The sequence below is a fragment of the Alkalimonas amylolytica genome (genome assembly GCF_900107845.1).
GTDB lineage: Bacteria > Pseudomonadota > Gammaproteobacteria > Enterobacterales > Alteromonadaceae > Alkalimonas > Alkalimonas amylolytica.
This window is the reverse complement of the sequence record NZ_FNRM01000005.1, coordinates 1-23,897: the sequence shown is the minus strand read 5'-3', so window position 1 is coordinate 23,897 and position 23,897 is coordinate 1. Positions and strand designations below refer to the sequence as shown.

The 23,897-nt window shown below is 52.9% G+C and carries 24 protein-coding genes; 13 read left to right on the top strand and 11 right to left on the bottom strand.

Annotated features, from left to right (window positions below; all coding sequences use genetic code 11):
- Positions 1-8: 8 nt before the first annotated feature.
- Positions 9-2,162: a fatty acid oxidation complex subunit alpha FadB gene (gene fadB / locus BLW37_RS10615; RefSeq protein ID WP_091342674.1), complete on the bottom strand. Its 2,154-nt coding sequence runs from the start codon at positions 2,160-2,162 to the stop codon at positions 9-11.
- 196 nt (positions 2,163-2,358) lie between these two features.
- On the opposite strand from fadB, the gene BLW37_RS10610 reads away from it, so the two are divergent.
- The 3 genes from BLW37_RS10610 to BLW37_RS10600 are packed head-to-tail and all read left to right on the top strand — an operon-like array spanning position 2,359 to position 7,180.
- Positions 2,359-4,311: a transglycosylase SLT domain-containing protein gene (locus BLW37_RS10610; RefSeq protein WP_245785703.1), complete on the top strand. Its 1,953-nt coding sequence runs from the start codon at positions 2,359-2,361 to the stop codon at positions 4,309-4,311.
- Between the two features lie 53 nt (positions 4,312-4,364).
- Entirely contained in the window at positions 4,365-5,687 is a 1,323-nt protein-coding gene (gene pepQ, locus BLW37_RS10605) for a Xaa-Pro dipeptidase (RefSeq protein WP_091342670.1), read from the top strand.
- A gap of 41 nt (positions 5,688-5,728) precedes the next feature.
- Positions 5,729-7,180, top strand: a complete 1,452-nt coding sequence (locus BLW37_RS10600) for a TrkH family potassium uptake protein (RefSeq protein WP_091342667.1) — start codon at positions 5,729-5,731, stop codon at positions 7,178-7,180.
- On the opposite strand, the gene trkA is transcribed toward BLW37_RS10600, so the two are convergent.
- From trkA to def, 4 genes are read right to left on the bottom strand one after another with little or no spacing between them, the layout of a single operon-like run.
- Positions 7,177-8,553 carry a Trk system potassium transporter TrkA gene (gene trkA, locus BLW37_RS10595; protein ID WP_091342665.1) on the bottom strand — a complete coding sequence of 459 codons (1,377 nt, stop codon included), beginning with the start codon at positions 8,551-8,553 and terminating at the stop codon, positions 7,177-7,179. The two genes, BLW37_RS10600 and trkA, sit on opposite strands and share 4 nt — an antisense overlap.
- The gene (gene rsmB / locus BLW37_RS10590; protein WP_091342663.1) at positions 8,550-9,857 is read right to left on the bottom strand and encodes a 16S rRNA (cytosine(967)-C(5))-methyltransferase RsmB; all 1,308 of its coding nucleotides are present in this window, start codon (positions 9,855-9,857) and stop codon (positions 8,550-8,552) included. The genes trkA and rsmB overlap by 4 nt, the downstream gene beginning before the upstream one ends.
- Positions 9,847-10,809 carry a methionyl-tRNA formyltransferase gene (fmt, locus tag BLW37_RS10585; RefSeq protein WP_091342661.1) on the bottom strand — a complete coding sequence of 321 codons (963 nt, stop codon included), beginning with the start codon at positions 10,807-10,809 and terminating at the stop codon, positions 9,847-9,849. The genes rsmB and fmt overlap by 11 nt, the downstream gene beginning before the upstream one ends.
- Positions 10,810-10,822: 13 nt before the next feature.
- Positions 10,823-11,338, bottom strand: a complete 516-nt coding sequence (gene def / locus BLW37_RS10580) for a peptide deformylase (protein WP_091342659.1) — start codon at positions 11,336-11,338, stop codon at positions 10,823-10,825.
- A 123-nt stretch (positions 11,339-11,461) separates the two neighbouring features.
- On the opposite strand from def, the gene BLW37_RS10575 reads away from it, so the two are divergent.
- The 4 genes from BLW37_RS10575 (at position 11,462) to BLW37_RS10560 (ending at position 14,815) form a co-directional block, all read left to right on the top strand.
- On the top strand, positions 11,462-12,568 hold the full coding sequence (locus BLW37_RS10575) for a LysM peptidoglycan-binding domain-containing protein (protein ID WP_091342657.1): 1,107 nt from the start codon (positions 11,462-11,464) through the stop codon (positions 12,566-12,568).
- 42 nt (positions 12,569-12,610) lie between these two features.
- The gene (gene dprA / locus BLW37_RS10570) at positions 12,611-13,696 is read left to right on the top strand and encodes a DNA-processing protein DprA (RefSeq protein WP_091342654.1); all 1,086 of its coding nucleotides are present in this window, start codon (positions 12,611-12,613) and stop codon (positions 13,694-13,696) included.
- A 2-nt stretch (positions 13,697-13,698) separates the two neighbouring features.
- Positions 13,699-14,172, top strand: coding sequence for a DUF494 family protein (locus tag BLW37_RS10565; protein ID WP_091342652.1), 474 nt, complete (start codon positions 13,699-13,701; stop codon positions 14,170-14,172).
- 76 nt (positions 14,173-14,248) lie between these two features.
- Positions 14,249-14,815, top strand: coding sequence for a DNA topoisomerase family protein (locus BLW37_RS10560; RefSeq protein ID WP_091342649.1), 567 nt, complete (start codon positions 14,249-14,251; stop codon positions 14,813-14,815).
- A gap of 46 nt (positions 14,816-14,861) precedes the next feature.
- Here the strand turns inward: BLW37_RS10560 and BLW37_RS10555 are convergent, their stop codons facing one another.
- Positions 14,862-16,007 (bottom strand): 5-(carboxyamino)imidazole ribonucleotide synthase, encoded by a 1,146-nt coding sequence (locus BLW37_RS10555; RefSeq protein ID WP_091342647.1) that lies wholly within the window; start codon positions 16,005-16,007, stop codon positions 14,862-14,864.
- Positions 16,007-16,495 carry a 5-(carboxyamino)imidazole ribonucleotide mutase gene (gene purE, locus BLW37_RS10550; RefSeq protein WP_091342644.1) on the bottom strand — a complete coding sequence of 163 codons (489 nt, stop codon included), beginning with the start codon at positions 16,493-16,495 and terminating at the stop codon, positions 16,007-16,009. The genes BLW37_RS10555 and purE overlap by 1 nt, the downstream gene beginning before the upstream one ends.
- A gap of 91 nt (positions 16,496-16,586) precedes the next feature.
- Here purE and tsaC point away from each other — a divergent pair, with 91 nt between their 5' ends.
- Together tsaC and hemF are read left to right on the top strand one after the other, a co-directional pair.
- Entirely contained in the window at positions 16,587-17,150 is a 564-nt protein-coding gene (tsaC, locus tag BLW37_RS10545; RefSeq protein WP_091342641.1) for an L-threonylcarbamoyladenylate synthase type 1 TsaC, read from the top strand.
- A gap of 1 nt (position 17,151) precedes the next feature.
- Positions 17,152-18,081 (top strand): oxygen-dependent coproporphyrinogen oxidase, encoded by a 930-nt coding sequence (hemF, locus tag BLW37_RS10540; protein WP_091342638.1) that lies wholly within the window; start codon positions 17,152-17,154, stop codon positions 18,079-18,081.
- 135 nt (positions 18,082-18,216) lie between these two features.
- Here hemF and BLW37_RS10535 read toward each other — a convergent pair whose 3' ends face one another.
- On the bottom strand, positions 18,217-18,897 hold the full coding sequence (locus BLW37_RS10535) for a hypothetical protein (protein ID WP_091342636.1): 681 nt from the start codon (positions 18,895-18,897) through the stop codon (positions 18,217-18,219).
- 443 nt (positions 18,898-19,340) lie between these two features.
- On the opposite strand from BLW37_RS10535, the gene BLW37_RS10530 reads away from it, so the two are divergent.
- Both BLW37_RS10530 and BLW37_RS10525 read left to right on the top strand, forming a co-directional pair.
- Complete coding sequence (locus BLW37_RS10530) at positions 19,341-20,675, top strand: sensor histidine kinase (RefSeq protein ID WP_091342633.1); 1,335 nt, start codon at positions 19,341-19,343, stop codon at positions 20,673-20,675.
- Positions 20,672-21,313 carry a response regulator gene (locus BLW37_RS10525; protein WP_091342631.1) on the top strand — a complete coding sequence of 214 codons (642 nt, stop codon included), beginning with the start codon at positions 20,672-20,674 and terminating at the stop codon, positions 21,311-21,313. The genes BLW37_RS10530 and BLW37_RS10525 overlap by 4 nt, the downstream gene beginning before the upstream one ends.
- Before the next feature lie 80 nt (positions 21,314-21,393).
- On the opposite strand, the gene BLW37_RS10520 is transcribed toward BLW37_RS10525, so the two are convergent.
- Positions 21,394-21,846, bottom strand: coding sequence for a group II truncated hemoglobin (locus BLW37_RS10520; protein ID WP_091342628.1), 453 nt, complete (start codon positions 21,844-21,846; stop codon positions 21,394-21,396).
- Here BLW37_RS10520 and aroE point away from each other — a divergent pair.
- Positions 21,845-22,663, top strand: coding sequence for a shikimate dehydrogenase (aroE, locus tag BLW37_RS10515; RefSeq protein WP_091342626.1), 819 nt, complete (start codon positions 21,845-21,847; stop codon positions 22,661-22,663). The two genes, BLW37_RS10520 and aroE, sit on opposite strands and share 2 nt — an antisense overlap.
- Positions 22,660-22,908 carry a DUF1488 family protein gene (locus BLW37_RS10510; RefSeq protein WP_091342623.1) on the top strand — a complete coding sequence of 83 codons (249 nt, stop codon included), beginning with the start codon at positions 22,660-22,662 and terminating at the stop codon, positions 22,906-22,908. Before aroE ends, BLW37_RS10510 begins: the two co-directional genes overlap by 4 nt.
- Here BLW37_RS10510 and BLW37_RS10505 read toward each other — a convergent pair.
- Complete coding sequence (locus BLW37_RS10505; RefSeq protein WP_091342621.1) at positions 22,905-23,441, bottom strand: gamma carbonic anhydrase family protein; 537 nt, start codon at positions 23,439-23,441, stop codon at positions 22,905-22,907. The two genes, BLW37_RS10510 and BLW37_RS10505, sit on opposite strands and share 4 nt — an antisense overlap.
- A 120-nt stretch (positions 23,442-23,561) precedes the next feature.
- Positions 23,562-23,897, bottom strand: a 336-nt coding sequence (locus tag BLW37_RS18815) for a hypothetical protein (protein WP_216351831.1), incomplete at its 5' end; no start/stop codon positions are given.

Below are 23,897 nucleotides of genomic sequence, written 5' to 3'. Positions count from 1 at the left end.
TCCTGCGCTTAGACCGGGAAGAAACGCTGGCCATCGGCGGCCATGGCGCGGGTTTTGTCGGTAACCTGGTAAATCTCGCCCAGGTGGGCGTACTTGTCGGCCAGGGCGACAAAGTTGGCCAAACCAATGGTATCGACATAGCGCAACGGGCCACCTCGGAAGGGTGGGAAACCCAGGCCATAAATCAGCCCCATATCCGCTTCAGCGGCACTGGCAACAATGCCTTCTTCCAGGCAGCGAATGGTTTCATTGATCATCGGCACCATGGTGCGGGCAATGATTTCATCGGCACTGAATTCCGTAGTGCTATGGCAGATAGCGGCCAGCAATGCACGGCTGGCATCATCCACGGCTTTCTTCGGCTTGCCTTTGGCATCTTTGCTGTAAGCATAAAAGCCAAAACCGTTTTTCTGACCATAACGGTTGGCCTGGTACATGGCTGCTACCGGATCATTGTCCAGCTTGGCCATGCGGGTTGGGAAGCCTGCCGCCATCACATCGGTGCAGTGGAAGGCGGTATCTAAGCCGACCACATCCAGCAAATAGGCCGGACCCATCGGCCAGCCAAACTGCTTTTCCATCACCTTATCAATCTGGGTGAAGTCGGCGCCATCCAACACCAGCTTGCTAAAGCCAGCGAAGTAAGGGAACAGCACCCGGTTAACGAAAAAGCCCGGGCAGTCGTTCACCACAATGGGCGACTTGCCCATCTTGGCAGCATAGGCTACCACGGCGGCCACGGTTTCATCCGAGGTGTCTTTGCCGCGGATCACTTCGACCAATGGCATCCGGTGCACCGGGTTGAAGAAGTGCATGCCGCAGAAGTTTTGCGGCCGGCTCAGGTTTTCTGCCAGTGAGTTAATAGAAATGGTCGAGGTATTGGAGGTTAAAATAGCATCGTCGCTCAGCAAAGCTTCGGTTTCTTTTAACACCGCACCTTTGATTTTCGGGTTTTCCACCACCGCTTCCACCACGATATCGACGTCTTTCACGCTTTCGTAGCTGAGCGATGGGGTAATGCTGGCGATGACTTTTGCCATGCCGACAGCGTCCAGCCGGCCGCGCTCAACCTGCTTGGCCAAGAGCTTGGTGGCTTCGCCCATGCCCAGTTCAAGTGCCTGCTGATTGATGTCTTTCATGACCGCCGGCACGCCTTTGCTGGCTGACTGGTAGGCAATGCCGCCACCCATAATGCCGGCACCCAGTACGGCGGCTTTGTGCACAGCTTTGCTGGCGGTTTTGGCCGCTTTTTTCGCTTTGCTCTTAATCAACTGGTCGTTCAGGAAAAGGCCTATTTGTGCGGTGGCTGCATCGGTTTTCGCCAGTTTGGCAAAGCCCTGGTTTTCCAGCGCCATAGCGCCAGCGCGATCCAGGCCGGCCGCTGCTTCAATGGTTTGAACTGCGACCATAGGTGCCGGGTAATGCTTGCCGGCAGTCGCAAACACCATGCCTTTGGCGGTTGTGAAGCTCATGGTGGCTTCGGTTTTATTCAGTTTAAGTGGCTGCAGCTTCACGGCGCGTTTTTTCTGCCAGTCGAGCTTGCCGGCAATGGCATCCTTTAACATCGACAGGGCCACTGTTTCCAGTTTGTCCGGGGTGGTCACTGCATCAATCAGGCCTTCCTGCTGCGCTTTGACCGCATTGCGATCTTTGCCGGTGGTGATCCACTCCATCGCATTGTCGGCACCAATGATGCGGGGTAAACGCACGGTACCGCCAAAACCTGGCATCAGGCCCAGTTTGACTTCCGGCAAACCAATTTTTGTGCTGCTGTCACCGACCCGGTAATCACAGGCCAGGGTCCACTCACAGCCACCACCAAGGGCAAAGCCACTAATAGCAACGACGGTAGGTACCGGCAGGTCTTCGCAGAGATCAAACACATCGGAAGCCTGCTTGATCCAGGGGATGAGTTCTTGTTCGTCACGCTGGAAGATAGGCAAAAACTCGGTGATATCGGCGCCAACGATAAAGTTGTCTTTGCCGCTGGTGAAAAGCACACCAGTTACCGATTTATCTTGCTGCAGCTGTTCCAAAGCAGCCTTGCAATCTGCTAAGGTTTGTTGGTCGAACTTGTTGACGGAGCCTTCAGCATTGAAGGTAAACTTGGCAATGCCGTCTGCGAGTTTTTCGACGGTAATGCGTGGACTTTGATACATCATGCATGGTCTCCCTTTAAGTCAGGTCATGTTGCGTACGGTCACGCGCTAACTGGTACGATGAGATAGCGTTCTGTTCAGTGTGTCGTGGATGCCTGAAAAATTCAACTATTTTTTAAACAGGTGTTTGATTTTTGCCAGATCCATCGATGTTAGCACGACAATGCAACTAACTATAGGCAGGAAATGGATTGAAAGCATGCTAAAGCGTTCGATAAAACAGCGGGCGGGATGGTGGATGGCACTCAGTGCCTGGCTGGTGTTGCCGGCAGGACTGTTGGCTGGCGAACCCGTGGACGAAGACGCCTTATTGCTGAGCCAGCAACGCGAGCAATTTCTGCATGCGGAGCTGCGGATTGGCTCGACCAACCGAGCCCAAGCCGAAGAATGGCTTGAGCAACTGGCTGACTATCCATTGCAACCTTATCTGGAGCAACGCTGGCTGGAAGGACGCTTATCGGCCAGTGATGCTATAGAGCGTTTTTTAACCCGTTATCAGGGTACGCCGATGGACTGGCCTTTGCGCAAGCGTTGGTTGTTGTATCTGGCGCAGCGCCGCTCAGCTGAATTATTTTTAGCCAATTATCGTCCTACCCAGGATGCCGAACTGCATTGCCATGCGCTGCGCTTTCGGCTGGAAAAAGAAGCGCCAGCGCAGATTTGGCCAGAGGTGCGTGAACTCTGGACGGTAGGGGTGTCGCAGCCAAGGGCTTGTGATCCTCTATTCGCCCGTTGGCGTGATGCCGGTCAGATGACGCCGGAGGTGATCTGGCAGCGGGTAGGCAAGGTAGCCGATGGGGGGCAGGCCAATTTATTGCCCTACTTGCGTGGTTTGCTGCCGGCGCGTGATCAGTATCTGGTGGATTTATGGATCCGGGCCAGGCGCAACCCTGTTGTGGTGGCACAGAGTAATTTTTTCCCACGCCGCGACCCGCGTGAGCGAGAGGTGCTGGCCTATGGCCTGCGCCGTTTGATATGGCGTAATCCGGACCAGGCACTTAGCACCTGGCAGCGATTTGCTGAGGATCCGCATTTTACCGATGCACAGCGCCAGATGGTGATCCGTGCTTTTGCTGTAGCTCTGGCTAGTCGCGGCGATGAGCGGGCGGATGTTTGGATGGTACAGGTACCGGTTGAGCATATGGACGATACGCTGGCGCACTGGCGCATTGCCCATGTGTTGAAGCAGCAGGATTGGCCCAGAGTACAGCAGCTGATAGAAACCATGCCAGAGGAACTGCAGCAAGGCGCCGCCTGGCAATATTGGCTGGCGCGCGCGTTGGAACAGCAGGGCCAGCAAACGCAGGCCGATGTGCTGTGGCGTGAGCTGGCGCAGCGGCGCAATTATTATGGCTTTATGGCGGCATCGCGCTTAGGGTTGCCGCCCAGCTTATCGCATCGGCCGGTACCGGTGACCGATGGTGAAGTGGCCGAGCTGGGAGGGCACCCTTCGGTAAGGCGGGCGCAGGAGTGGCTGGCACTGGGACGGATGACAGAGGCCCGGCGCGAATGGAACCACTTGCAGCGCACGGCTGATGAGCAAACCAAGTTGGCTTCCGCCCGCTTAGCGGCGCAGATGCAATGGTATGAGCGGTCGATTTTCTCCCTGGCCGATGTGGGTTTTTGGGATGATATTGAACTGCGCTTTCCGCTGGCCTTTAAAGAAGAGATGGCGGAGTTTGCCGGCAAAGCAGAGGTGGACCCGGCCTGGGCCATGGCGATTACCCGGCGTGAAAGCTCCTTTATGGTGGATGCCAACTCACCGGTTGGCGCCCGCGGTCTGATGCAGATTATGCCGGATACTGCCAATTACATTGCCCGCCAGCCGGTGCAGCTGGGGCAGTTGTACAACCCGATCACCAATATCGACTATGGCACCAACTACCTGAATTACCTGATGCGCCGTAACGATGGCAACCTGCTGATTGCGACTGCATCTTACAATGCCGGTTATGGCCGGGTACGACAGTGGATCCCGAAAGATGAAGCCATCCCGGCCGATATCTGGATTGAGACCATTCCGTTTCGGGAAACCCGCGAGTACGTCAAAGCCGTCATGGCGTATTACCAGATTTACAATATCCGCATGGATCAACCGGTGGATGTGTTTGCCCCTCTGGTGGGTATGCGGATTGGGCAGAGTCAGGATTGATGCTATCATGAGGCATTGTCTTCTCGTCGCTACAACACAGGAAAAAGGATGCTATGACGGTGATTGATCCTGCAAGCTACGCCAGCCATATTCAGGTTTTGCAACAGCGAACCCGCCAGTTACTGGAGCGGGAAAATCTGGACGGGTTGGTGATTCACTCCGGCCAGACCAAGCGCAAATTCCTTGATGACATGGATTATCCCTTTAAAGCCAACCCGCACTTTAAGGCCTGGCTGCCGGTGGTGGATAACCCGCACTGCTGGCTGCAGATAGATGGTGTTAATAAACCGAAACTGATTTTTTACCGGCCAAAAGATTTCTGGCACAAGGTGCCGGATGTACCGGGCGATTTTTGGGCCGAGCATTTTGATATTCAACTATTGGAAAAAGCCAACCAGGTAGAGCAGTTGCTGCCCTATGACAAAGAGCGGCTGGCCTATCTTGGTGAATACCTGGAAGTTGCCCAGGCGCTCGGTTTTAGCGACATTAATCCGGAGCCGGTGCTGAACTTCCTGCATTATCACCGGGCTTACAAAACCGAGTACGAGCTGCAGTGTCTGCGCCGGGCCAATCGCATGGCGGTGGCTGGCCATAAAGCTGCCAAAGCGGCATTTTATGGCGGTGGCAGTGAGTTTGATATTCAGCTGGCCTACCTGGCTGCAGTTGGTCAAACCGAAAACGAGGTGCCTTATGGCAACATCGTGGCGCTGAACCAGCACTGCGCTATCTTGCATTACACGGCGCTGGAGCGGCAGAAACCGGCACAGCATCGCAGTTTTCTGATCGATGCCGGGGCTGAGTTTCATGGCTATGCTGCCGACATTACCCGCAGCTACAGTTTTGATAGCGGCCACGAGTTTGCTGAGCTGATCAAGCGGGTGGATGCCATTACGCTGCAGATGGTCGATGGTCTGAAGCCTGGCATCAAGTACAGCGAATTGCATTTGCAAACGCACCAACTGATTGCCGAAGTGCTGGCTGATTTTGACTTTGTCCGCCTGGGCGCCGAAGCCATGGTGGAGCAACAGATCACCCAGGCCTTTTTCCCGCATGGCCTTGGGCATCACCTTGGCTTGCAGGTGCACGATGTCGGTGGCTTTATGCTGGATGAGCGTGGTACCCATTTACCGCCGCCTGAGCAGCATCCGTTTCTGCGCTGCACCCGCTTCATTGAACCGTCCATGGTTTATACCATTGAACCTGGTCTGTACTTTATCGACTCCTTACTGGATGAACTGCCTGATGCGCAGAAAAAACTGCTAAACTGGGATAAAATTCAGGCATTTAAGCCTTTTGGTGGCATCCGGATCGAAGACAACGTCATCGTGCACCGGGAGCGCAATGAAAATATGACCAGAGAGCTGCAGCTGGATTAACCAGCCGGCAGCCGTCTGGCACAGGGCCAGTTCGGGGAACTATGCAATATCGCTCCATTATCCGTATTCTGGGGTTACTGGTCGCTGTGTTCAGCGTCAGCATGCTGCCGCCAGCCCTGGTGTCGCTCTGGTATCAGGATGGTGCCGGTGTCCCTTTTCTGTTGTCTTTTCTGATTTGTATCGCAGCTGGCTTGCTGATTTGGTACCCCAACCGCAGTTATCAGCGCGATCTGAAAGTTCGTGACGGCTTTTTGATTGTGGTGATGTTTTGGCTGGTGCTGGGGGCTGTCGGTACCTTGCCGCTCTACTTATCCTCTGAAACGGGCATGAATTTGGCGGATGCCACTTTTGAGGCTTTCTCAGGCCTTACCACCACCGGGGCCACCGTTCTGACCGGCATTGAAACCCTGCCGAAAGCCATTTTGTTTTACCGCCAGCAATTGCAATGGCTGGGCGGCATGGGGATCATCGTTTTGGCGGTAGCTATCTTGCCGATGCTGGGCGTCGGGGGCATGCAGCTGTATAAAGCGGAAACCCCGGGCCCGGTCAAAGACAACAAAGTCACACCGCGCATTGCCGATACCGCCAAACACTTGTGGTTGATTTATGTGGTGCTTACCCTGGCCTGTGCCCTGGCCTATCGTTTGGCAGGTATGAACTGGTTTGATGCCGTCGGCCACTCCTTTTCCACAGTTGCCATTGGCGGCTTTTCTACCTACGATGCCAGTATTGGCCATTTTGACAGCAGCGCCATAAATATGATCTGCGTGGTGTTCCTGTTGCTGAGCGCCATCAATTACCCACTGCACTTTGCCGCCATGCGTGGCAAAAATATTCTGACCTACTGGCGTGACCCTGAACTGCGGGCTTTTTTGTTTATTCAGGGCTCCCTGGTGCTGCTGATTTTTATCGGTTTACTGCGTAGCCAGGTGTACGACACTACCTGGGAGGCGTTTGATCACGGCTTGTTTCAAGCGGTGTCTATTTCAACGACTGCGGGTTTCGCTACGGGCGGCTTTGCCTACTGGCCTTTGTATCTGCCGATTTTGCTGATTTTTTCCAGTTTCATTGGCGGCTGCGCTGGCTCTACCGGTGGCGGTATGAAAGTTGTGCGGGTGTTGTTGCTGTTTTTGCAGGGCAAGCGTGAGCTGAACCGGTTGGTGCATCCGCGGGCCATCTACAGCATTAAGTTGGGCCGGCGGACCGTGCCGGATCGGGTGGTCGAAGCAGTCTGGGGCTTTTTCGCCGCCTATGCCTTGGTGTTTGTGATTATTATGCTGCTATTAATTATGACCGGGCTGGATAATATGACCGCTTTCTCAGCGACCGCAGCCTGCTTAAATAACCTTGGCCCCGGGCTGGGTGACGTAGCATCGCATTTTGGTGATATCCCTGATACAAGTAAATATTTGCTGGTGATTGCGATGGTGTTTGGCCGGCTGGAGATTTTCACCTTGCTGGTGCTCTTTACGCCGGCGTTTTGGAAAAATTAAATAAAAATCGCACTGACCTGGAACAGCTTCTCCACTTCGCTGATGTGTTTTTTATCCACCAAAAACAGGATGATGTGATCGTCGGTTTGGATGGGAATATGGTCGTGGGCAATGATCACTTCATCGCCCCTTACAATAGCCCCTATAGTAGCACCCGGTGGCAGTTTAATGTCGCCAATAGCGCGGCCAACTACCTTGGAGGTGGTTTCATCGCCATGGGCTATGGCTTCGATGGCTTCAGCTGCGCCGCGGCGCAACGAGTGCACATTGACAATATCGCCACGGCGGATATGGGTAAGCAGCGCCGAGATAGTAGCCTGCTGGGGCGAAACTGCGATATCGACTTCACCTCCTTGCAGCAAATCGACATAAGCACCACGTTTGATAAGCACGATGGTTTTCTGTGCACCCATCCGTTTAGCCAGCATCGCCGACATAATATTGGCTTCATCGTCGTTGGTAACGGCAATAAAGACATCGATTTGCTCGATATTTTCTTCTTCCAGCAGCTCCGGATCCGAGATATCCCCGACATAGACCAGGGTATTATCCAGCACGCCGGACAGAAACTCAGCCCGCTCTTTGCTGCGTTCAATCAACTTCACGCTGTAGTTGTTTTCCAGTGCTCTTGCCAGCCCATAGCCGACATTGCCGCCGCCAGCAATCATAATACGGCGGTAACTGCTTTCCAGCTTTTGCAGCTCGCTCATCACTACCCGGATATGCTTGGTGGCAGCGACAAAAAACACTTCATCGTCGGCTTCGATCACCGTGGTTCCCAATGGTTTGATCGAGGTTCCCCGGCGATAAATGGCAGCAACCCGGGCATCAATATTGGGCATATGCACTTTTAAGGTCGACAGCGCATGCCCAACCAACATACCGCCATAATAGGCGCGCAAACCGACCAGGCTGACTTTGCCCTGCGCAAACTCCACCACCTGTAAGGCTCCAGGGTAATCAATCAGCCGGCGGATGTAGTCGGTAACCAGGGTTTCCGGCGCAATAAAGTGATCGACCGGCATGTCTTCTCGGCGAAACAGCTGATCGCGGTATTTCAGGTACTGATTGCTGCGGATGCGGGCAATTTTAAGCGGGGTATGGAAAATACTGTAGGCCACCTGACACGCAACGATGTTGACTTCATCGCTGCTGGTAACAGCAACCAGCATGTCGGCATCTTCAGCGCCGGCTTTTTTTAAAATATCCGGGTGCGCACCGTAACCATGGATCACCTGCAAGTCGAATCGATCCTGCAATAACCGCAGTTTCTCCATATGGGTGTCGACCACAGTGATTTCATTCATTTCCCCGACCAGATTTTCCGCCAGGGTACCGCCGACCTGTCCTGCGCCAAGAATGATGATTTTCATGAAGTTTGTTCTGCCTCAAGCCGTTTAATCACTTTAGCATAGAAAAAGCCATCCATCTGCTGCTGGCCTGGCAGGATTTGCCAGCTGTTGGCATGCTGCTGGCTGGACTGCAGTTCGGCATCCGGGGTTTGTTGTAAAAAACGCTGCAATTGTTGTTGATTTTCGGCGCTGAACACGCTGCAGGTTGCATAAAGCAAGATGCCGCCTGGTTTGAGCAGAGGCCAGAGCTGCTGGAGCATACGCGCCTGGATCCCGGTCAAAGCGGCAATATCGGATGATTTACGCAGCCAGCGTATGTCCGGGTGGCGGCGTATCACGCCACTGGCCGAGCAGGGGGCATCCAGCAGGATGCGGTCAAAGCTTTCGCCATCCCACCATTGGTTCGGTTCGCTGGCATCGGCAGCCCGAACTTCAGCCTTATGCTGCAAACGTGCCAGGTTCGCGTGCACCCGTTCCAGACGGCTGGCATCGACATCCAGCGCCAGCACCCGGGCTTCAGGTGCCAGTTCTAACAGGTGACTGGTTTTACCGCCTGGCGCACAACAGGCATCCAGAATGCGTTGACCATTGGCCGGTTCCAGCAAATGGGCGGCGTATTGGGCGGCTCCATCCTGCACCGCAAACCAGCCTTGCTGATAGCCTGGCAGGCTGGTGATATCGCGGGCCTGTTCCAGCAAAATAGCTTCCGGCACTTCGGCCAGTGGCTGCTGCCAGCCAATGTCTTCCGCGCTCAGGGCGGCGGTAAAGTCGGTGACGGCGATCTGTTGTTGATTGACCCTAAGCCAAAGCGGGGCTTTCTGCTGGTTCGCCAGTAAGATGTCTTGCCATTGCCCGGGATAGTCTTGCTGCAACTGTTGCACCAGCCAGCCTGGATGGCTGTACCGAATAGCCGGGGGCTGGTGCTCAAACTGCAATAATTCTGGTCGCCGCTGTACCGAGCGCAGCACGCCGTTAATCAGGCCCGTCATGGATTTGCCTTTTAGCTCCCTGGCACCATCCACAGTTTCGCTGATGGCGGCATGATCCGGAATTCTGAGCCAGTGCAGCTGATAAATTCCGACATAGAGCAAAAATTGCAGTGGCCGCAGTTTTTTCACCAGCGGCCTATCCATTAACTGACGGCAGACATGATCCAACTGAGCCAAATGGCGCAGCACACCGAAGCAGATCTCTTGCAGCAGAGCTTGATCTTTGCTGTCTGGCAATTGTTGTTGCGCTTTGGGCAGCACTTCGGATAACGAGCGTCCCTGATCGACCACCTGATAACAGGATTGCGCTGCCAGCGCACGCAGATTAACCGGCATTGTTGATTTGGATCAGGCTGCCGACTTGAAACCAGTCGGCGCGGCCATTCAAAAAGTCGGCGATGGTCATGGGTTTTTTGCCGGCTGGTTGCAGCTTGGTGATCACCAGCACATCTTCGGCAGTGGCAATCTTAAGGCCCTGGCGGTTCAGTGCCAGGATCTGGCCGGGAGGGGCTTGCTCAACCGTTGGCTCTATCTGTGCCGCTAACACCTTGATGCGGTGGGCACCATGCGCCAGCACACTGATTGGCCAGGGGTTAAATGCACGAATTTCCCGCTCCAATTGGGCTGCGGTTTTATGAAAATCCAGCTCGGCTTCGTCTTTGCTGAGTTTCGCTGCATAACAAGCCTGGCGCTCATCCTGTACTTCGGCTTTTTGTTGCAAGGCAGGTAAATTATCCAGGGCGCTCAGTAGGGCCTGAGGGCCAAGCTCTGCTAATTTTCCATACAGGCTGGCGCTGGTATCCTGATCACTGATGGCACAGGCCACTTTGCTCAGCATGGCGCCGGTATCCAACCCCTTATCCATTTGCATGATGGTAATACCGGTTTGATGATCGCCGGCCCAGATAGCGCGTTGAATGGGAGCCGCACCGCGCCAGCGTGGTAGCAAAGAGCCATGCACATTGATGCAGCCAAGGCGAGGCGTATCCAGCACAGCTTGTGGCAATAACAGGCCATAGGCGACTACCACCATGACATCGGCATGCAGCGCTGCCAGTTGTTGCTGAGCAGCAGGGTCTTTGAAATTGGCAGGTTGAAAGACCGGGATCTGATGTTGCTGCGCCAGTTGTTTGACCGGGCTGGCGGTGAGTTGCTGGCCGCGACCAGCCGGGCGATCTGGTTGGGTATAAGCCGCCATGACTTGGTGTTCGCTGTCGAGCAACGCTTTCAGGTGCTCGGCAGCAAAGTCGGGTGTCCCGGCAAAGATGATTCGAAGTGAGGCAGTCACAATCTATCCTGTGTTAAAGGGCGTGGCGGGCAGCCAGCCGGGCTTCTTTTTCCAGCTTTTTGCGGATCCGATCACGTTTTAACGGCGACAGGTAATCAATAAAAAGTTTGCCCATTAAATGATCCAGTTCGTGCTGGATACAAATAGCCAATAAACCATCGGCTTGCAGTTCGAACCAGTCACCATTGGCATGTTGCGCTTTCACGGTAACTTCCGCCGCACGCTCTACTTTGGCGTAACTGTTTGGTACCGACAGACAGCCTTCTTCGTAGGTGGTATCGCCACCTTTGCTGATAATCTCCGGGTTAATCAGCACCAAAGGATCATCCCGTTGCTCTGAGACATCAATCACCACCACCCGGACGTGACGATCAACTTGCGTTGCCGCTAGACCGATGCCATTCTCATCGTACATGGTTTCCAGCATGTCGTTGACAAGCTGCTGAATTTCAGGAGTAATCTCTGCAACCGGCTTGGCGACGGTTCGCAGTCTGTCGTCGGGAAAATGCAACACTCGTAGTACGCTCATAGGCTCCACAAATACTATGCTTAAAGGAAATAACTGTGCTAAGGTCTAATTTTAGCCATTAATGTGCGCAATGAACAGCTTCGTCTGTCATAATTACAACAAGATCACGCTGGGGATGCTGGCATGTTAAAACCTGTCCTTCACTTTTTAGCGCTTTGCGCTTTTTGCTTTGCTGTTACTGCTACTGCTGCTGCAGATGTGCTGCAGGTGCGCGAGGATGCACCGGAGCGCTATGTGGTGAAAAAAGGCGATACCCTCTGGGATATTTCAGCTATTTACCTCAGCCAGCCCTGGCGTTGGCCGCAGCTGTGGCAAATGAATCCACAAATCGAAAACCCACATTTGATTTTCCCCGGTGATGTATTGCGGCTGATTTATGATGCCGATGGCCGGCCCATGCTGGTGCGTGATGATAGGGTCCGGCGTTTATCGCCGCAGAGCCGTGTCACCGACACCCGGCCGGATGCGATCACCACAGTACCACTGGCGATGATACGACCATTTTTAACGCACGATAAGTTATTGAGTGCCGAAGAGCTGGCTGGCAAGCCGTATATTCTCGGTGCCAGCAGCAATGTAAAAAATGCCACTGAAGGTCATACACTTTACGTCAGAGGTGAGCTGGAACCTGGAAAAGGCTATGCCATTTACCGGAAAGGACGACCCTACATCGATCCGGAAACAGGGGATAATCTGGGCTTTGCCATGACGTTGGTTGCCACCAGCCGGGCATTCCGTGCTGGCAACGATGAACGGAATGAGCCTGCGTCCTTGCACATTCTGGATGTAAAACGAGAAATTCGTCAGGGCGACCTTATTTTACCAGCCATTGATGGTGAATTATTGCCGGCGTATTTTCAGATGGCTCGGCCAGACTCGGCACTGAACGGTCTTATTATTGATACCACTTCCAAGCTACGTGAGTTTTCAAAGTGGGATATTGTGATCATCAACCGTGGTGCAAACGATCAGTTAAAGCCTGGACACATGCTGGATATTTTACGGCCTTCCCCGACCGTAGTGGACAGTCGAAATGGTCAGCCGGTGTATCTGGAAGATTCAAGCCGCTATCAGCGCTTGGCCAGTAATTTCGGTCATGAGCAAATCAAAATGCCGCGAGAAAGAGTAGGTCATTTAATGGTTTTCAAGGTGACAGAACGAGCCAGCTTTGCCATTGTCACGGATACCTATCGGCCGGTGAGGGTGGGCGATCATATCGTTAGCCCCTAGCATTTTTTTCCAGAGAGTTTTTAATGCAATAGGAAATCTATCATGGAAGATAGACTGCATTACCTGGTGTTGGCTCAGGCTGGCATCAATGGCTATCACCTGCAGCGGCTAGTACCGTATTGCACGCTTGCTGAGCTTTGCCGACAACCAGCCAGTACCTTACGCCAATTAGGCCTGACTGAACGTCAGGCCTCTGCGATACAAAAACCAGATCCCGCATTATTGCAGCAAGCCGAACGCTGGCTGCTGCAAAGTGAGCTGCATCAGCTTATTGGCTTCGAGGATGCGCGCTATCCAGCTTTGCTCAAACAAAGTCGACAACCTCCAATTCTGCTTTTTGTCGCCGGCAACCCAGCTTTACTCAGTCAGCCTCAAATTGCCATCGTTGGCAGTCGTCAGCCTAGTCCTACCGGCAAAAAAACCGCGCATCAATTTGCGGCCGAGTTGGTGCGACATGGCTATGTGATCACCAGTGGCATGGCGCGTGGCATCGACAGTTGTGCCCATCAAGGAGCTTTGTCGGTACAAGGGCCAACCATAGCCGTCTTAGGCCATGGCTTATCACGGGTCTACCCTAAATCCAATGAAGCTCTGGCAGCACAGATTATGCAGCAAGGGGCCCTGGTTTCAGAGTATTTCCCGGAGGTAGATGCGAGGCCAGCTCACTTTCCTCAGCGAAACCGTATTGTGGTGGGTTTGTCGCAGGGCACTTTGGTAGTGGAAGCTGCGCTTAAAAGTGGTTCATTGATCAGCGCGCATTTGGCTGTTGAAGCCAATCGGGATGTGTTTGCCATTCCAGGTTCTATATACCATCCACAATCTGCCGGCTGCCATGCTCTGATCCAACAAGGGGCTAAATTAACCACCTGCGTTGCCGATATTCTGGAGGAATGGACTTTTTTCGCAAAATCGGGTCTAAAACAGCAGCAAAGTGAAAAAAACTCGACGCCGGACTTGTTCGATGACACTTTGTTAGCTAACGTAGGAGATGAAGCTACTGCGGTTGATCAGATCGCAGAACGGTCTCAACTGTCGGTGGCGGATACGACCATTGCTTTGCTGCAGCTTGAGCTGGCAGGTCTGGTGGCAGTAGTGCCTGGTGGCTACATCAGAGTGAGGAGTACCTAAGTATGTTTGATATCCTCGTTTACCTGTTCGAAAACTACATCCACAATGAATCGGAAATTTATGCGGATCGTGCCGACCTGACCAAAGAGCTCAGTCTGGCCGGTTTTCATGATGACGATATTTTCCGGGCCTTGCAGTGGCTCGACAGTCTCTCCAAACTGCAGGAAAGTCACGTTAAGCCCTATCTGACAAAGTTGACGGTCAGCTCTGTCCGTATTTATACGGTGGAAGAAAGCCGCAAACTGGATGCGCAGTGCCGGGGTTTCCTGATGTTCCTGGAGCAAATCAATGTGCTGGATGCCAGTACCCGGGAGATGGTGTTGGATCGGGTCATGGACCTGGACGGCCAGAGCATTTGCCTGGACGATCTGAAGTGGGTGGTGCTGATGGTATTGTTTAATGTACCCGGCCGGGAAAGTGCCTATGCCCAGATGGAAGATCTGATCTTTGACGAGCCGGACGGCCAGCTGCACTGATAGCAATGGCTTGGTTGGGTCCGGCCTGAGGTTATGGCATACTGGCTGCCTTCGTTTCAAGTTGGTAGCCTGAGTCATGTCGTCGCATCCAGATCCACTGTTCAAACTGCCTCAGCATCAGGGCGACTGCCCGTTGTGCCAACATCCGCTGCAGATCAAATCTGGCAAAAGTGGCCCTTTTCTTGGCTGCAGCAATTACCCGGCCTGTCATTACCTTAAGCCCTTGCACGAACATGAGCACAGCTTGGTTAAAGTGTTACCACACGAGCCTTGCCCAAGCTGCGGCCAGCCGTTAGCGGTAAAAAATGGGCGTTATGGCATGTTTATCGGCTGCAGCAATTACCCGACGTGTGACTTTGTGGTGCATGAAGAGGCTAGGCAAACCGAGCAGTTCGACTGCCCGGCTTGCAAAAAGGGTCAGTTGGTGGAGCGGATCAGCAAGTACGGCAAGCACTTTTATGGCTGCAACCGTTACCCCAAATGCAAGTTCTTACTGAATGATCAGCCTGTTGTTGGCCGCTGTCAGTGTTGCGGTTACCCATTGCTGGTTCGTAAGCAAACAGCAAAAGGCGACAAGCTGCTATGCGCTGACAAAAGCTGCCAGGCTGAGCAGCAGACCCTGCCTGGCTCGTCATCATCCTGAAACGGCATTCATGCGCTACGCTAGTGCCCGCCTTTCAGGACGGATACTAGCTAATGCTAATACGGCTTTGCATTTGCGACAGTTCCGGAAAGTCTTCCGCAGGTAGCAGGGCAATCAGCTCGGCAAAGCGCTGCCCCAATGAGTTGGTCGAATCCGCAGCCAGGTTGATATGGCCCATTTTGCGGCCTGGACGTGGTGCTTTGCCATACCAGTGCAGATGCACCCCCGCAATGCCCAGCACACAATCAGGCAATTGGTCCAGCCCTAGAATATTGACCATCAGGGTAGGGCGCAACAAGGTGGTGTCCCCCAGTGGTAAGCCACAAACAGCACGGATATGGTTGGCGAACTGACTGGTATCTGCACCTTGCTGGCTCCAGTGGCCGGAATTATGCACCCGTGGCGCTATTTCATTGACCAGTAAACGATCACCAACGGCAAAAAACTCAATCGCTAACACACCGACATAATCCAGTTCATTGGCCAGTAACTGAAACATGCGCTCCGCCTGAGCCTGAAGCGGGTGAGCCAATCGTGGCAGTGACACACTGAGTACACCGTTGACATGATGATTCTCGGTCAGCGGGTAATAGACGCACTGACCATCCTTACCCCGGGCTCCGACCAGAGAGACTTCGTAATCAAAGGGAATAAACTGTTCAGCGACAATGCCTTGTTTGGCTTTTTTCGAGGCTTGCTTTAAAAACTGCGCAATCTCTGTCCAAACCGCATCGATCTGTTCTATCTGCTTTAAGCGCCATTGACCTTTGCCATCGTAGCCTTCCAGCGCACTTTTTAGCACCAGCGGCAGGCCAAGTTGTTGCACAGCCGCTTCCAGTTCCGCTTTGCTGTGAACTTCAGCATAAGCGGCACTGGCGACCCCAGCTTGTTGCAATAAAGCTTTCTCTATGCGGCGATCGCCACCGGATAAAATGGCGCGACTGCCAGGCAGGAATTTACCGCTTTGCTCACATGGCTCCAGCACCACCTGGGGAATATGCTCAAACTCAGCCGTGACCACATCGGCATCACGCAGCGCTTGCTGCAACCCTTCGCCCAATACCTGCTGATTGATGGGATCGACTATTTGATCGCTGCGCACATCAAAGGCCTGCACCTCGATGTTTAGCGGGATGGCTTCCAGCGCCATCATGCGCGCCAGCTGGCCTGCGCCTAACACCAGCACTCGCATCAGGACAGCTCCGCCGGATCAGGCTGGCTTAATACGGTATCGGTTTGCTGCTGGCGAAAAGCATCGATTTTTTTCATCAGCGCGGCATCCTGAGTGGCCAGCACCTGAGCAGCCAGCAGGCCGGCATTGGCGGCACCGGCATCGCCAATCGCCAGGGTACCGACAGCGACGCCTTTTGGCATTTGCACAATCGATAGTAAAGAATCCAGTCCTTTCAGGGCTTTGGATTGCACCGGCACACCCAGTACCGGCAAACTGGTGAAAGCCGCTGTCATACCTGGCAGGTGAGCTGCACCGCCGGCACCGGCAATAATGATTTTCAGGCCACGCTCTGCGGCGCTGGAAGCATAGTCGGCCAGCAGTTGTGGTGTGCGATGGGCAGAGACCACCTTGGTTTCGTAGGCGATGCCAAAATGATCCAGCATATCAGCCGCATGCTTCATGGTCGGCCAGTCCGACGTCGAGCCCATGATAATCCCAACCAGCATTGGTATTTCCTTCTGAAGAGAATGAAGTGTGTGTACGAAAGCGCTATTATAGCGGCAACTGACCTCGAATTAAATTTTTACTGAAATGACGATGGCTGAAATTGTATCAACTGAGGTGGCTGTCGGGCTGGTTCAGGCCGGCAAAGTAATTGCTTACCCAACCGAAGCGGTGTTTGGTTTGGGCTGTGATCCGCGCAATGAAGCGGCTGTACTGCGTTTACTGGCGATCAAACAGCGCCCGGTTGAAAAGGGCTTAATTTTGATTGCTGCCGACTACTCGCAGTTGCTGCCCTTTGTCGATGACGCTGCTATCCCGCTGGAGCGCCGGGCCGAAATCTTCTCCAGCTGGCCCGGCCATATCAGTTGGGTGCTACCGTCCAGCCCTGCAGCACCGGGCTGGATCACAGGCAAGCATCAATGCATTGCCGTGCGGGTAAGCACCCACCCAGTGGTGCGCTCTTTGTGTCAGGCTTTGGGCGGACCGCTGGTATCGACCAGTGCCAATAAGGCCGGTGAGGCGGCCATCACCGTCGCCTCAGAGGTGTTGCAGCAACTGGGGGAGGATATTGCCGCGCTGGTAGCCGGTGAGCTTGGCGGTGCGGCCCAGCCCAGCCAGATCCGAGATGCCATCAATGGCCAAATTTTAAGGAGCTAAGATGTCCAGCAGCAGTCAGCAACAACTGGCCGAAGTACAACGCTTTTTACAGCAATTGCAGGACAGCATCTGCCAGGCCTTGCAGCAAGCCGATGGTAAGGCACAGTTTGTTGAAGATGCCTGGCAGCGCGCTGAAGGCGGCGGTGGCCGCAGCCGGGTGTTAACCGGTGGCGCGGTGTTTGAGCAGGCTGGTGTGAATTACTCGCATGTCTATGGCGCTCAGATGCCAGCCTCGGCCACGGCGCACCGGCCTGAGCTGGCAGGGCGCAGCTTTCATGCCTGTGGTGTTTCGTTGGTGATTCACCCAAACAACCCGTATTTACCGACCACTCATGCCAATGTGCGTTTTTTTATTGCGGAAAAACCAGGTGAAGCGCCAGTCTGGTGGTTTGGCGGCGGTTTTGATCTCACGCCTTTTTACCCCTATGAAGAAGATGTGGTGCATTGGCACCAGATCGCTAAAGCAGCGGTGGACCCTTTTGGCGCTGAGTATTACCCGCGCTACAAAAAATGGTGTGATGACTACTTCTACTTAAAGCACCGCGGTGAAACCCGGGGGGTGGGTGGCCTGTTCTTTGACGACCTGAACGAGCCTGGCTTTGCCCAAAGCTTTGCACTGATGCGCTCGGTCGGTGAGGCGTTTTTACCCGCTTACCTCCCTCTGGTGGAGCGACGCAAAGATACTCCGTATGGTGAGCGTGAGCGTCAGTTCCAGCTGTACCGGCGCGGCCGCTATGTCGAGTTTAATCTGGTGTTTGATCGCGGTACTTTATTTGGACTGCAAAGTGGCGGCCGCACCGAATCCATTTTGATGTCAATGCCACCACTGGTACGTTGGCAATATGGCTATCAGCCTGAACCAGGTAGTCCGGAGGCGCTGTTGTACGAGCGTTATCTGCAGCCACAAGACTGGTTAGGTATAGTGTGTTAGAGGTACAGATTAAAAGTGAACTGGGTTTAATCCGGGAGCAGGGTGTATTGAGCATGCCCTTGGTCAGCCAATAATAGGTGACCGGGCACAATCAAGAAATGAGTCCTTCCGCGCTATCGGGGTAAACCAGTCCAGTCAGAAAGAAAAGGCTACACCAATGGATGCCACAAGAGCTGCATCGTTTACGGCTTTGATCCGACTGCGCTCCGCCTGCAAGTCATTATACAGCTGAGTTGAGTCTACTTCGTTGGAGGTTAGGAGTGAGGCTCTTTCCGTTTTATAATGGATGACGCCCAGATCAACGAAAATCCTAAGTCCAGGTTTATTGGGACGCTTGGACTCCCACCCTGCGCCCAGATAGGGCGATACTCGGCTCGCTCGTAAGCTGCCCTCGAGATTTCCGATCTGAGCTGCAGCGTAACTGTTACCGTTAATAGTTAAGTTTCCGCTAGCGTCAGGTCTTGCAGTTAGACTGCTACTGGTGTCGTTGAAGATCGCTCCACCACTAATCCTGAAGCCATTATCTGCGAAAGGATACCAATCAATAAGAGCTTCCATCGATTTTCCCGTTTTCCGCGAGACATCATAGCGAATATCATCGATGCGGCGAGTCCCATCGTAGGTGGAACCACTGCTTGCGCCGATACGGGCTGAAAAGCTGTCATTGATAACGTAACCCATACCCACCGTGATACCCTGGGTGCCAAGCTTAGCGTAACCAAAGAAGTCAGTTTCGGGTGTGACCTGGGCATGAGCTGCTGCAATACCAGTTGCCAGGCTAGCCAATATTAAGGCATTAATAGTGAACTTTTTCATACTTAGTGCTCCTTGTTGGGGTTACCGACCGCCATGATCGGTTTGATTTGGAGCACCCATAGTGGACTCAGTCGGCGATGAATACATGTGCTAAAAGGCAGCGAATTACCCATGACTTTAGGCACATGCGACACTTCGCTGGACAAACTATAATCAACCTGGAGCAAGCAGTCTAATGGGTAGTTTTGTGACTTTTCCTCGCATCGCGACGTCTATCGCGGGTAGGTAAGAGGCAATGACGCAGATTCCTGGCGCGCTTTTTTATTCTAAACATTACCACCCCCTGCTTCTGGGTGCACAGCCTTTGCCTTGCAGGGCTCTGATCTTCACCCATCCTTCTGTTACAAAGAAGGCGTAGTCGCTACTTTCAGTCGAGCTATACCAGAGAGAGTGGCGTCAAAAAATGTATAGAGGTTGCTCTCAACCAGAGGAAAAGACTGAACATGGCATCATTGGAAGCGCTGACCAGCCACACCAATAAAAAACGTGCTTTTATGTCGCGCCTGGCAATCAGCTTCGCTACCTATTCCAGACAGCCCAAAAACGTATTTAAAATTATTGGTATTTTGGCATGCATTGCTATCTATGTAGCCCAGATACAGCACTCATCGGGCGACAGAATGAGCAATCATGACCTCACTATTGGCAGTCAAGGCATCGTCAATCAACTTTTGGGTCGATTATTTGATGAATCGGTATCCTATCAAAGCCCATATGTTATGGCGGTTATATTTGGCGTATTCGTGGCCTGTTTGTTCTTCATTACCGGTAGACGTAGACCCGGAAAATTAACCGGAGCTCTTGTTGTGCTACAAATTTTAATTGGGTTACTGGTTACCAATGATTTGCTGCTCATCGTGGCAGCGCAACTGCCATTTGTTTATGCTCTTCCCAAAGCCCTTCTTTGGATGGTGGGGCAGAGTGCGGGAATGTTTTTGCTTTGGGGTTATATATTTGCGAGCGCATACGTACTTCCCTATAGCTGGCTGGAACCTGCCCCTTTTATCCTGCCAGAGGAGTCCCGGCTAGAGATGGGACTAGCTATCGCTTCATCTTTACTGATGTTTTTGGTTTGGCAGATATTTGCATTCTGCTTAGGTTATATCGGGGTATCGGAGCGAACTCACAGAGATCACCTAACAGCGGTAAATGCTCAGCTACTTGCCACCCAACAGTTGCTGGCAGAGAACGCTCGCAATGGAGAGAGGATACGCATTGCCCGAGAGCTCCATGACAGCCTGGGGCATCACCTTACCGCATTAGGGCTGCACCTGGAAATTGCTTCAAGACAAACTTCAGACATGGGCATCGCTTCATTGCAAACAGCCAAGGGAATTGCTCGGGACTTATTAAGCGATGTAAGAATTGCCGTTGGGCGAGAGCGAAAAGAGTTAGCACTAAATCTGGAGCAGAGTCTGCGAACCATGTGTGCTGGTATACCCACCCTTCAAGTAACTTTTGACTACTCAAGCAAGTATGAGTTTAGCGATCCAGTTATGGCGCATACGATATTTCGTAGTATTCAGGAGGCCATTTCAAATACCATGCGACATGCAAATGCAACGAAGCTATCCGTTATGTTGAGGACAGAGGAAAATAGACTAAAGGTTGAAATCAAAGATAATGGCATCGGAGCTAAGGATCTGAACGCTGGCAATGGTTTAAAAGGGATGCGCGAACGTATTGAAGCATGTGCAGGACGACTGGAGATTTACTCTGAGTTTAACAAAGGCTTCACGGTCATTTTTTGGCTGCTTTTAGAAGGATCGAATGAATGATTAGAGTTATCCTGGTTGATGATCAAATGTTGGTGCGTAGTGGCATAGCCGGCTTACTGGCCATGACTTCTGATATTCAGGTTGCCGGTGAGGCTGGCAATGCACAAGACGCAATCCTTCTGCTTGAGGAAGTAAAGCCGGATGTGATGTTGTTGGATGTGCGGATGCCAGGACGATCCGGAATTGAGTTGTTAGTAGAATTAAAATCCCTCGACCGGCTTCCTCCGACAATCCTTCTAACGACCTTCGATGATGATGAAGCTCTGTTGCGAGGAATACGAGCTGGTGCTCGCGGATTTTTGCTAAAGGATATTTCCTTAGAGCGGTTGGCTGAAGATATCAGGCGTGTCTCGTCCGGCTTATCGGTTATTCGTCCAAGCATCACAGAACGGCTGTTCCAGACCGTGCAGGGATCAGAAACGGACTTTGAAAGCAGTTCGTTGCCGGACAAGCTAACTAGCCGGGAAACCGAGGTATTACGTATGATGGCAAGCGGGCTAAGCAATAGAGAAATTTCTGAGGCATTTTCTAAAAGTGAGGGAACCGTTAAAAACCAAGTCTCCAGTATCTTATCCAAGCTGGGTGTTCGTGATCGGGTTCGAGCTGTACTTAGAGGCATTGAGCTGGGGTTAATCTGACGGTATGGTGCCCTAGTCATCCGCGATAAATTGAAAGACAAAAAATGAGACTTTGAACCTCTTTGCTTGAGGGCCCGACATTAATCAGAATTTATCATATGACTCGCCAGTTGCCCCAGCGACTGGCGCAGCCCTTCGCGCAATAGCTGGTGCTCAACGACTTCGTCCAGCGCCTGATTCATACAGAACATCCATTGATCTCGTAATTGCTGATTGACGGTAAAAGGCAGGTGGCGGGCACGCAGCCGTGGATGGCCGTATTTTTCTTCAAATAAAGCGGGGCCACCCAGCCAGCCGGACAGAAACTCAAAAAACTTTTGCCGAATATCGTCCAAAGGTTTGGGATGAATAGCATAAAGCTCACGCGCCTCTGGTGCGGTTTCCATCACATCGTAAAAGCGATTGGCTAAACGACGGACCGCGTCTTCCCCGCCGATGATGGCATAAGGTGTTTGTTCTGGCGTTGGGTGCTCAGGCTGGCGCTCAGGCTGTTTTTTATGAAATACTTGCTGCAGGATTTTTTTGATGGACATGAAAGTGGACCGTTACGCTGTATTTGGACATCCGATTGCGCATTCAAAGTCACCGATGATTCATGCGCTCTTTGCACAGCAGTTTGCTGAGGCCATGCAATACGAGGCGATTTTAGCACCGCTGGATGGTTTTGCCGAGTGCTGGCAGGCTTTTGTTGCCTCCGGTGGCCGGGGCGGCAATGTGACCGTACCGTTTAAAGAGCAGGCCTTTGCCCTGGCTGAGCAGTTGACCGACCGGGCCGCACAAGCTGGAGCTGTTAATACCCTGTATCTTGATCGGCAAGGCCGGTTGTGTGGCGACAATACCGATGGTGCTGGGCTGGTGCAGGATTTAGTGCGACTTGCTGCACCGCTCAAGGACCAGTCGGTGTTGCTGCTGGGGGCTGGTGGTGCTAGTCGGGGTGTGATCGGGCCTTTGCTGGCGGCAGGGGCAGCGTCTATTACGGTGGCAAACCGAACCGCAGCAAAGGCGCAGCTGTTGGCAGAACAATTTGGTAGCAAGGTGAGCGGCTGCGCTTTAACCGAAATCCCAGCCGGGCATTATCCACTGATAGTTAATGCTACGTCTTCCGGTTTATCGGGTGAGCGACCGGTTATTGCCGCAGAGCTATTGGCTGACTGTCAGCTCGCTTACGATATGCTGTACGGCAAAGAGCCAACAGCTTTCTTGCAGTGGTGCGCTCAGCTCGGGGTACCAAGACAAGCGGATGGTCTTGGCATGTTGGTCGGTCAGGCGGCAGAAGCCTTTACCATCTGGCGTGGCAAAAGGCCGGCGGTGGAGCCGGTGATCGCTGCTCTGAAGAAGGCACTGGCATGAACCAACAACTGATTTTCAATCATGACTTTTATTACGACAGCGCGCGCGATGCGGTTGGCTTTAGCTGTCTGCAGGCCGGCCTGCGCTTGACGGCTTTTATTGCCCGACCTGATAACACCTTGCCAGCAGATTGGTTAGCCAAGATCAAAGCTGATGCGTTTGATTGGGAAGATGCGGCCGAGCAAGCTGTAGCCGCAGAGGGTTGGAATGCTGCCGGTGAATTCTGGCTTCCGGTAACAGGCTAAGCCTGCTCCGCCAGGTATTCATCTTTTAATAGCACATAGTTCTTAGCGGATGCTGATAAGAAGGCGCGCTCTGCTTCCGTTAAAGGGCGGGCTTGTTTGACCGGACTGCCAACATACAAATAGCCTGATTGCAGGACCTTACCGGGTGGCACCAGGCTACCGGCACCAATGATAACATCATCTTCCACCACAGCGTCGTCCATTACTATCGCTCCCATACCCACCAGAATACGATTACCCAGCTGACAGCCATGCAGCATGCATTTATGACCGACCGTAACATCCTCGCCGATCAGCAAGGGCGAGCCATCCGGTTTGCTCGGGCTGGTACGGGTGACATGCAGCACAGTGCCATCTTGCACATTGGTACGGGCACCAATGCGGATGTGATTGACATCACCACGAGCGGCCACCAGCGGCCAGATACTGACATCCGAAGCAAACTGCACATCGCCAACAATAACGGCAGAAGCATCAATATATACACTGTGATCAAAGCTGGGGCAGATGCCTCGGTACGAGCGGGTAGCCATAATAAATCCTCCTATGCTGCAATAGTATGCAACAGCTGCAGCTAAAATGCGCGTCTCGGGCGAACTTTAAGCAAACAGTAGTAAAAACAGCTATTTTAATCAATTTCCGCTTGCAAGCCATCAAAAGCTCCCTATAATGCCGACCCAAGCCAGCAGGGCCCGGTTAGCACGCGAGATGGTGCAGATAACAGAGCCTTGCAGCGGGATGGAAAAGTGCCGAAAAAGTTGATTATCAGCCTTGGCAGCGCGTTTTAAATCCCTAAAATGGCGCCCTCGCTTGCAGATGGCAGTAAAGCCCTCAAAAAGCGATGTGAAGTGAAGTGGTTTGCTGAAATATTTTCGAAACCGGCTTGACTTGCTACTAGGACGATGTAAAATGCGCGTCCTGCTTCGGAATGAAGCACTGCTCTTTAACAATTCGCAATCAATTATCTGTGTGGGTACTTGTGTTGATAC

Coding starts and splice junctions, on each gene's coding strand:
- fadB (WP_091342674.1), bottom strand. CDS start 2,162: ATGATGTATCAAAGTCCACGCATTACCGTCGAAAAACTCGCAGACGGC.
- BLW37_RS10610 (WP_245785703.1), top strand. CDS start 2,359: ATGCTAAAGCGTTCGATAAAACAGCGGGCGGGATGGTGGATGGCACTC.
- pepQ (WP_091342670.1), top strand. CDS start 4,365: ATGACGGTGATTGATCCTGCAAGCTACGCCAGCCATATTCAGGTTTTG.
- BLW37_RS10600 (WP_091342667.1), top strand. CDS start 5,729: ATGCAATATCGCTCCATTATCCGTATTCTGGGGTTACTGGTCGCTGTG.
- trkA (WP_091342665.1), bottom strand. CDS start 8,553: ATGAAAATCATCATTCTTGGCGCAGGACAGGTCGGCGGTACCCTGGCG.
- rsmB (WP_091342663.1), bottom strand. CDS start 9,857: ATGCCGGTTAATCTGCGTGCGCTGGCAGCGCAATCCTGTTATCAGGTG.
- def (WP_091342659.1), bottom strand. CDS start 11,338: ATGAGCGTACTACGAGTGTTGCATTTTCCCGACGACAGACTGCGAACC.
- BLW37_RS10575 (WP_091342657.1), top strand. CDS start 11,462: ATGTTAAAACCTGTCCTTCACTTTTTAGCGCTTTGCGCTTTTTGCTTT.
- dprA (WP_091342654.1), top strand. CDS start 12,611: ATGGAAGATAGACTGCATTACCTGGTGTTGGCTCAGGCTGGCATCAAT.
- BLW37_RS10565 (WP_091342652.1), top strand. CDS start 13,699: ATGTTTGATATCCTCGTTTACCTGTTCGAAAACTACATCCACAATGAA.
- BLW37_RS10560 (WP_091342649.1), top strand. CDS start 14,249: ATGTCGTCGCATCCAGATCCACTGTTCAAACTGCCTCAGCATCAGGGC.
- BLW37_RS10555 (WP_091342647.1), bottom strand. CDS start 16,007: ATGCGAGTGCTGGTGTTAGGCGCAGGCCAGCTGGCGCGCATGATGGCG.
- purE (WP_091342644.1), bottom strand. CDS start 16,495: ATGCTGGTTGGGATTATCATGGGCTCGACGTCGGACTGGCCGACCATG.
- tsaC (WP_091342641.1), top strand. CDS start 16,587: ATGGCTGAAATTGTATCAACTGAGGTGGCTGTCGGGCTGGTTCAGGCC.
- hemF (WP_091342638.1), top strand. CDS start 17,152: ATGTCCAGCAGCAGTCAGCAACAACTGGCCGAAGTACAACGCTTTTTA.
- BLW37_RS10535 (WP_091342636.1), bottom strand. CDS start 18,897: ATGAAAAAGTTCACTATTAATGCCTTAATATTGGCTAGCCTGGCAACT.
- BLW37_RS10530 (WP_091342633.1), top strand. CDS start 19,341: ATGGCATCATTGGAAGCGCTGACCAGCCACACCAATAAAAAACGTGCT.
- BLW37_RS10525 (WP_091342631.1), top strand. CDS start 20,672: ATGATTAGAGTTATCCTGGTTGATGATCAAATGTTGGTGCGTAGTGGC.
- aroE (WP_091342626.1), top strand. CDS start 21,845: ATGAAAGTGGACCGTTACGCTGTATTTGGACATCCGATTGCGCATTCA.
- BLW37_RS10520 (WP_091342628.1), bottom strand. CDS start 21,846: ATGTCCATCAAAAAAATCCTGCAGCAAGTATTTCATAAAAAACAGCCT.
- BLW37_RS10510 (WP_091342623.1), top strand. CDS start 22,660: ATGAACCAACAACTGATTTTCAATCATGACTTTTATTACGACAGCGCG.
- BLW37_RS10505 (WP_091342621.1), bottom strand. CDS start 23,441: ATGGCTACCCGCTCGTACCGAGGCATCTGCCCCAGCTTTGATCACAGT.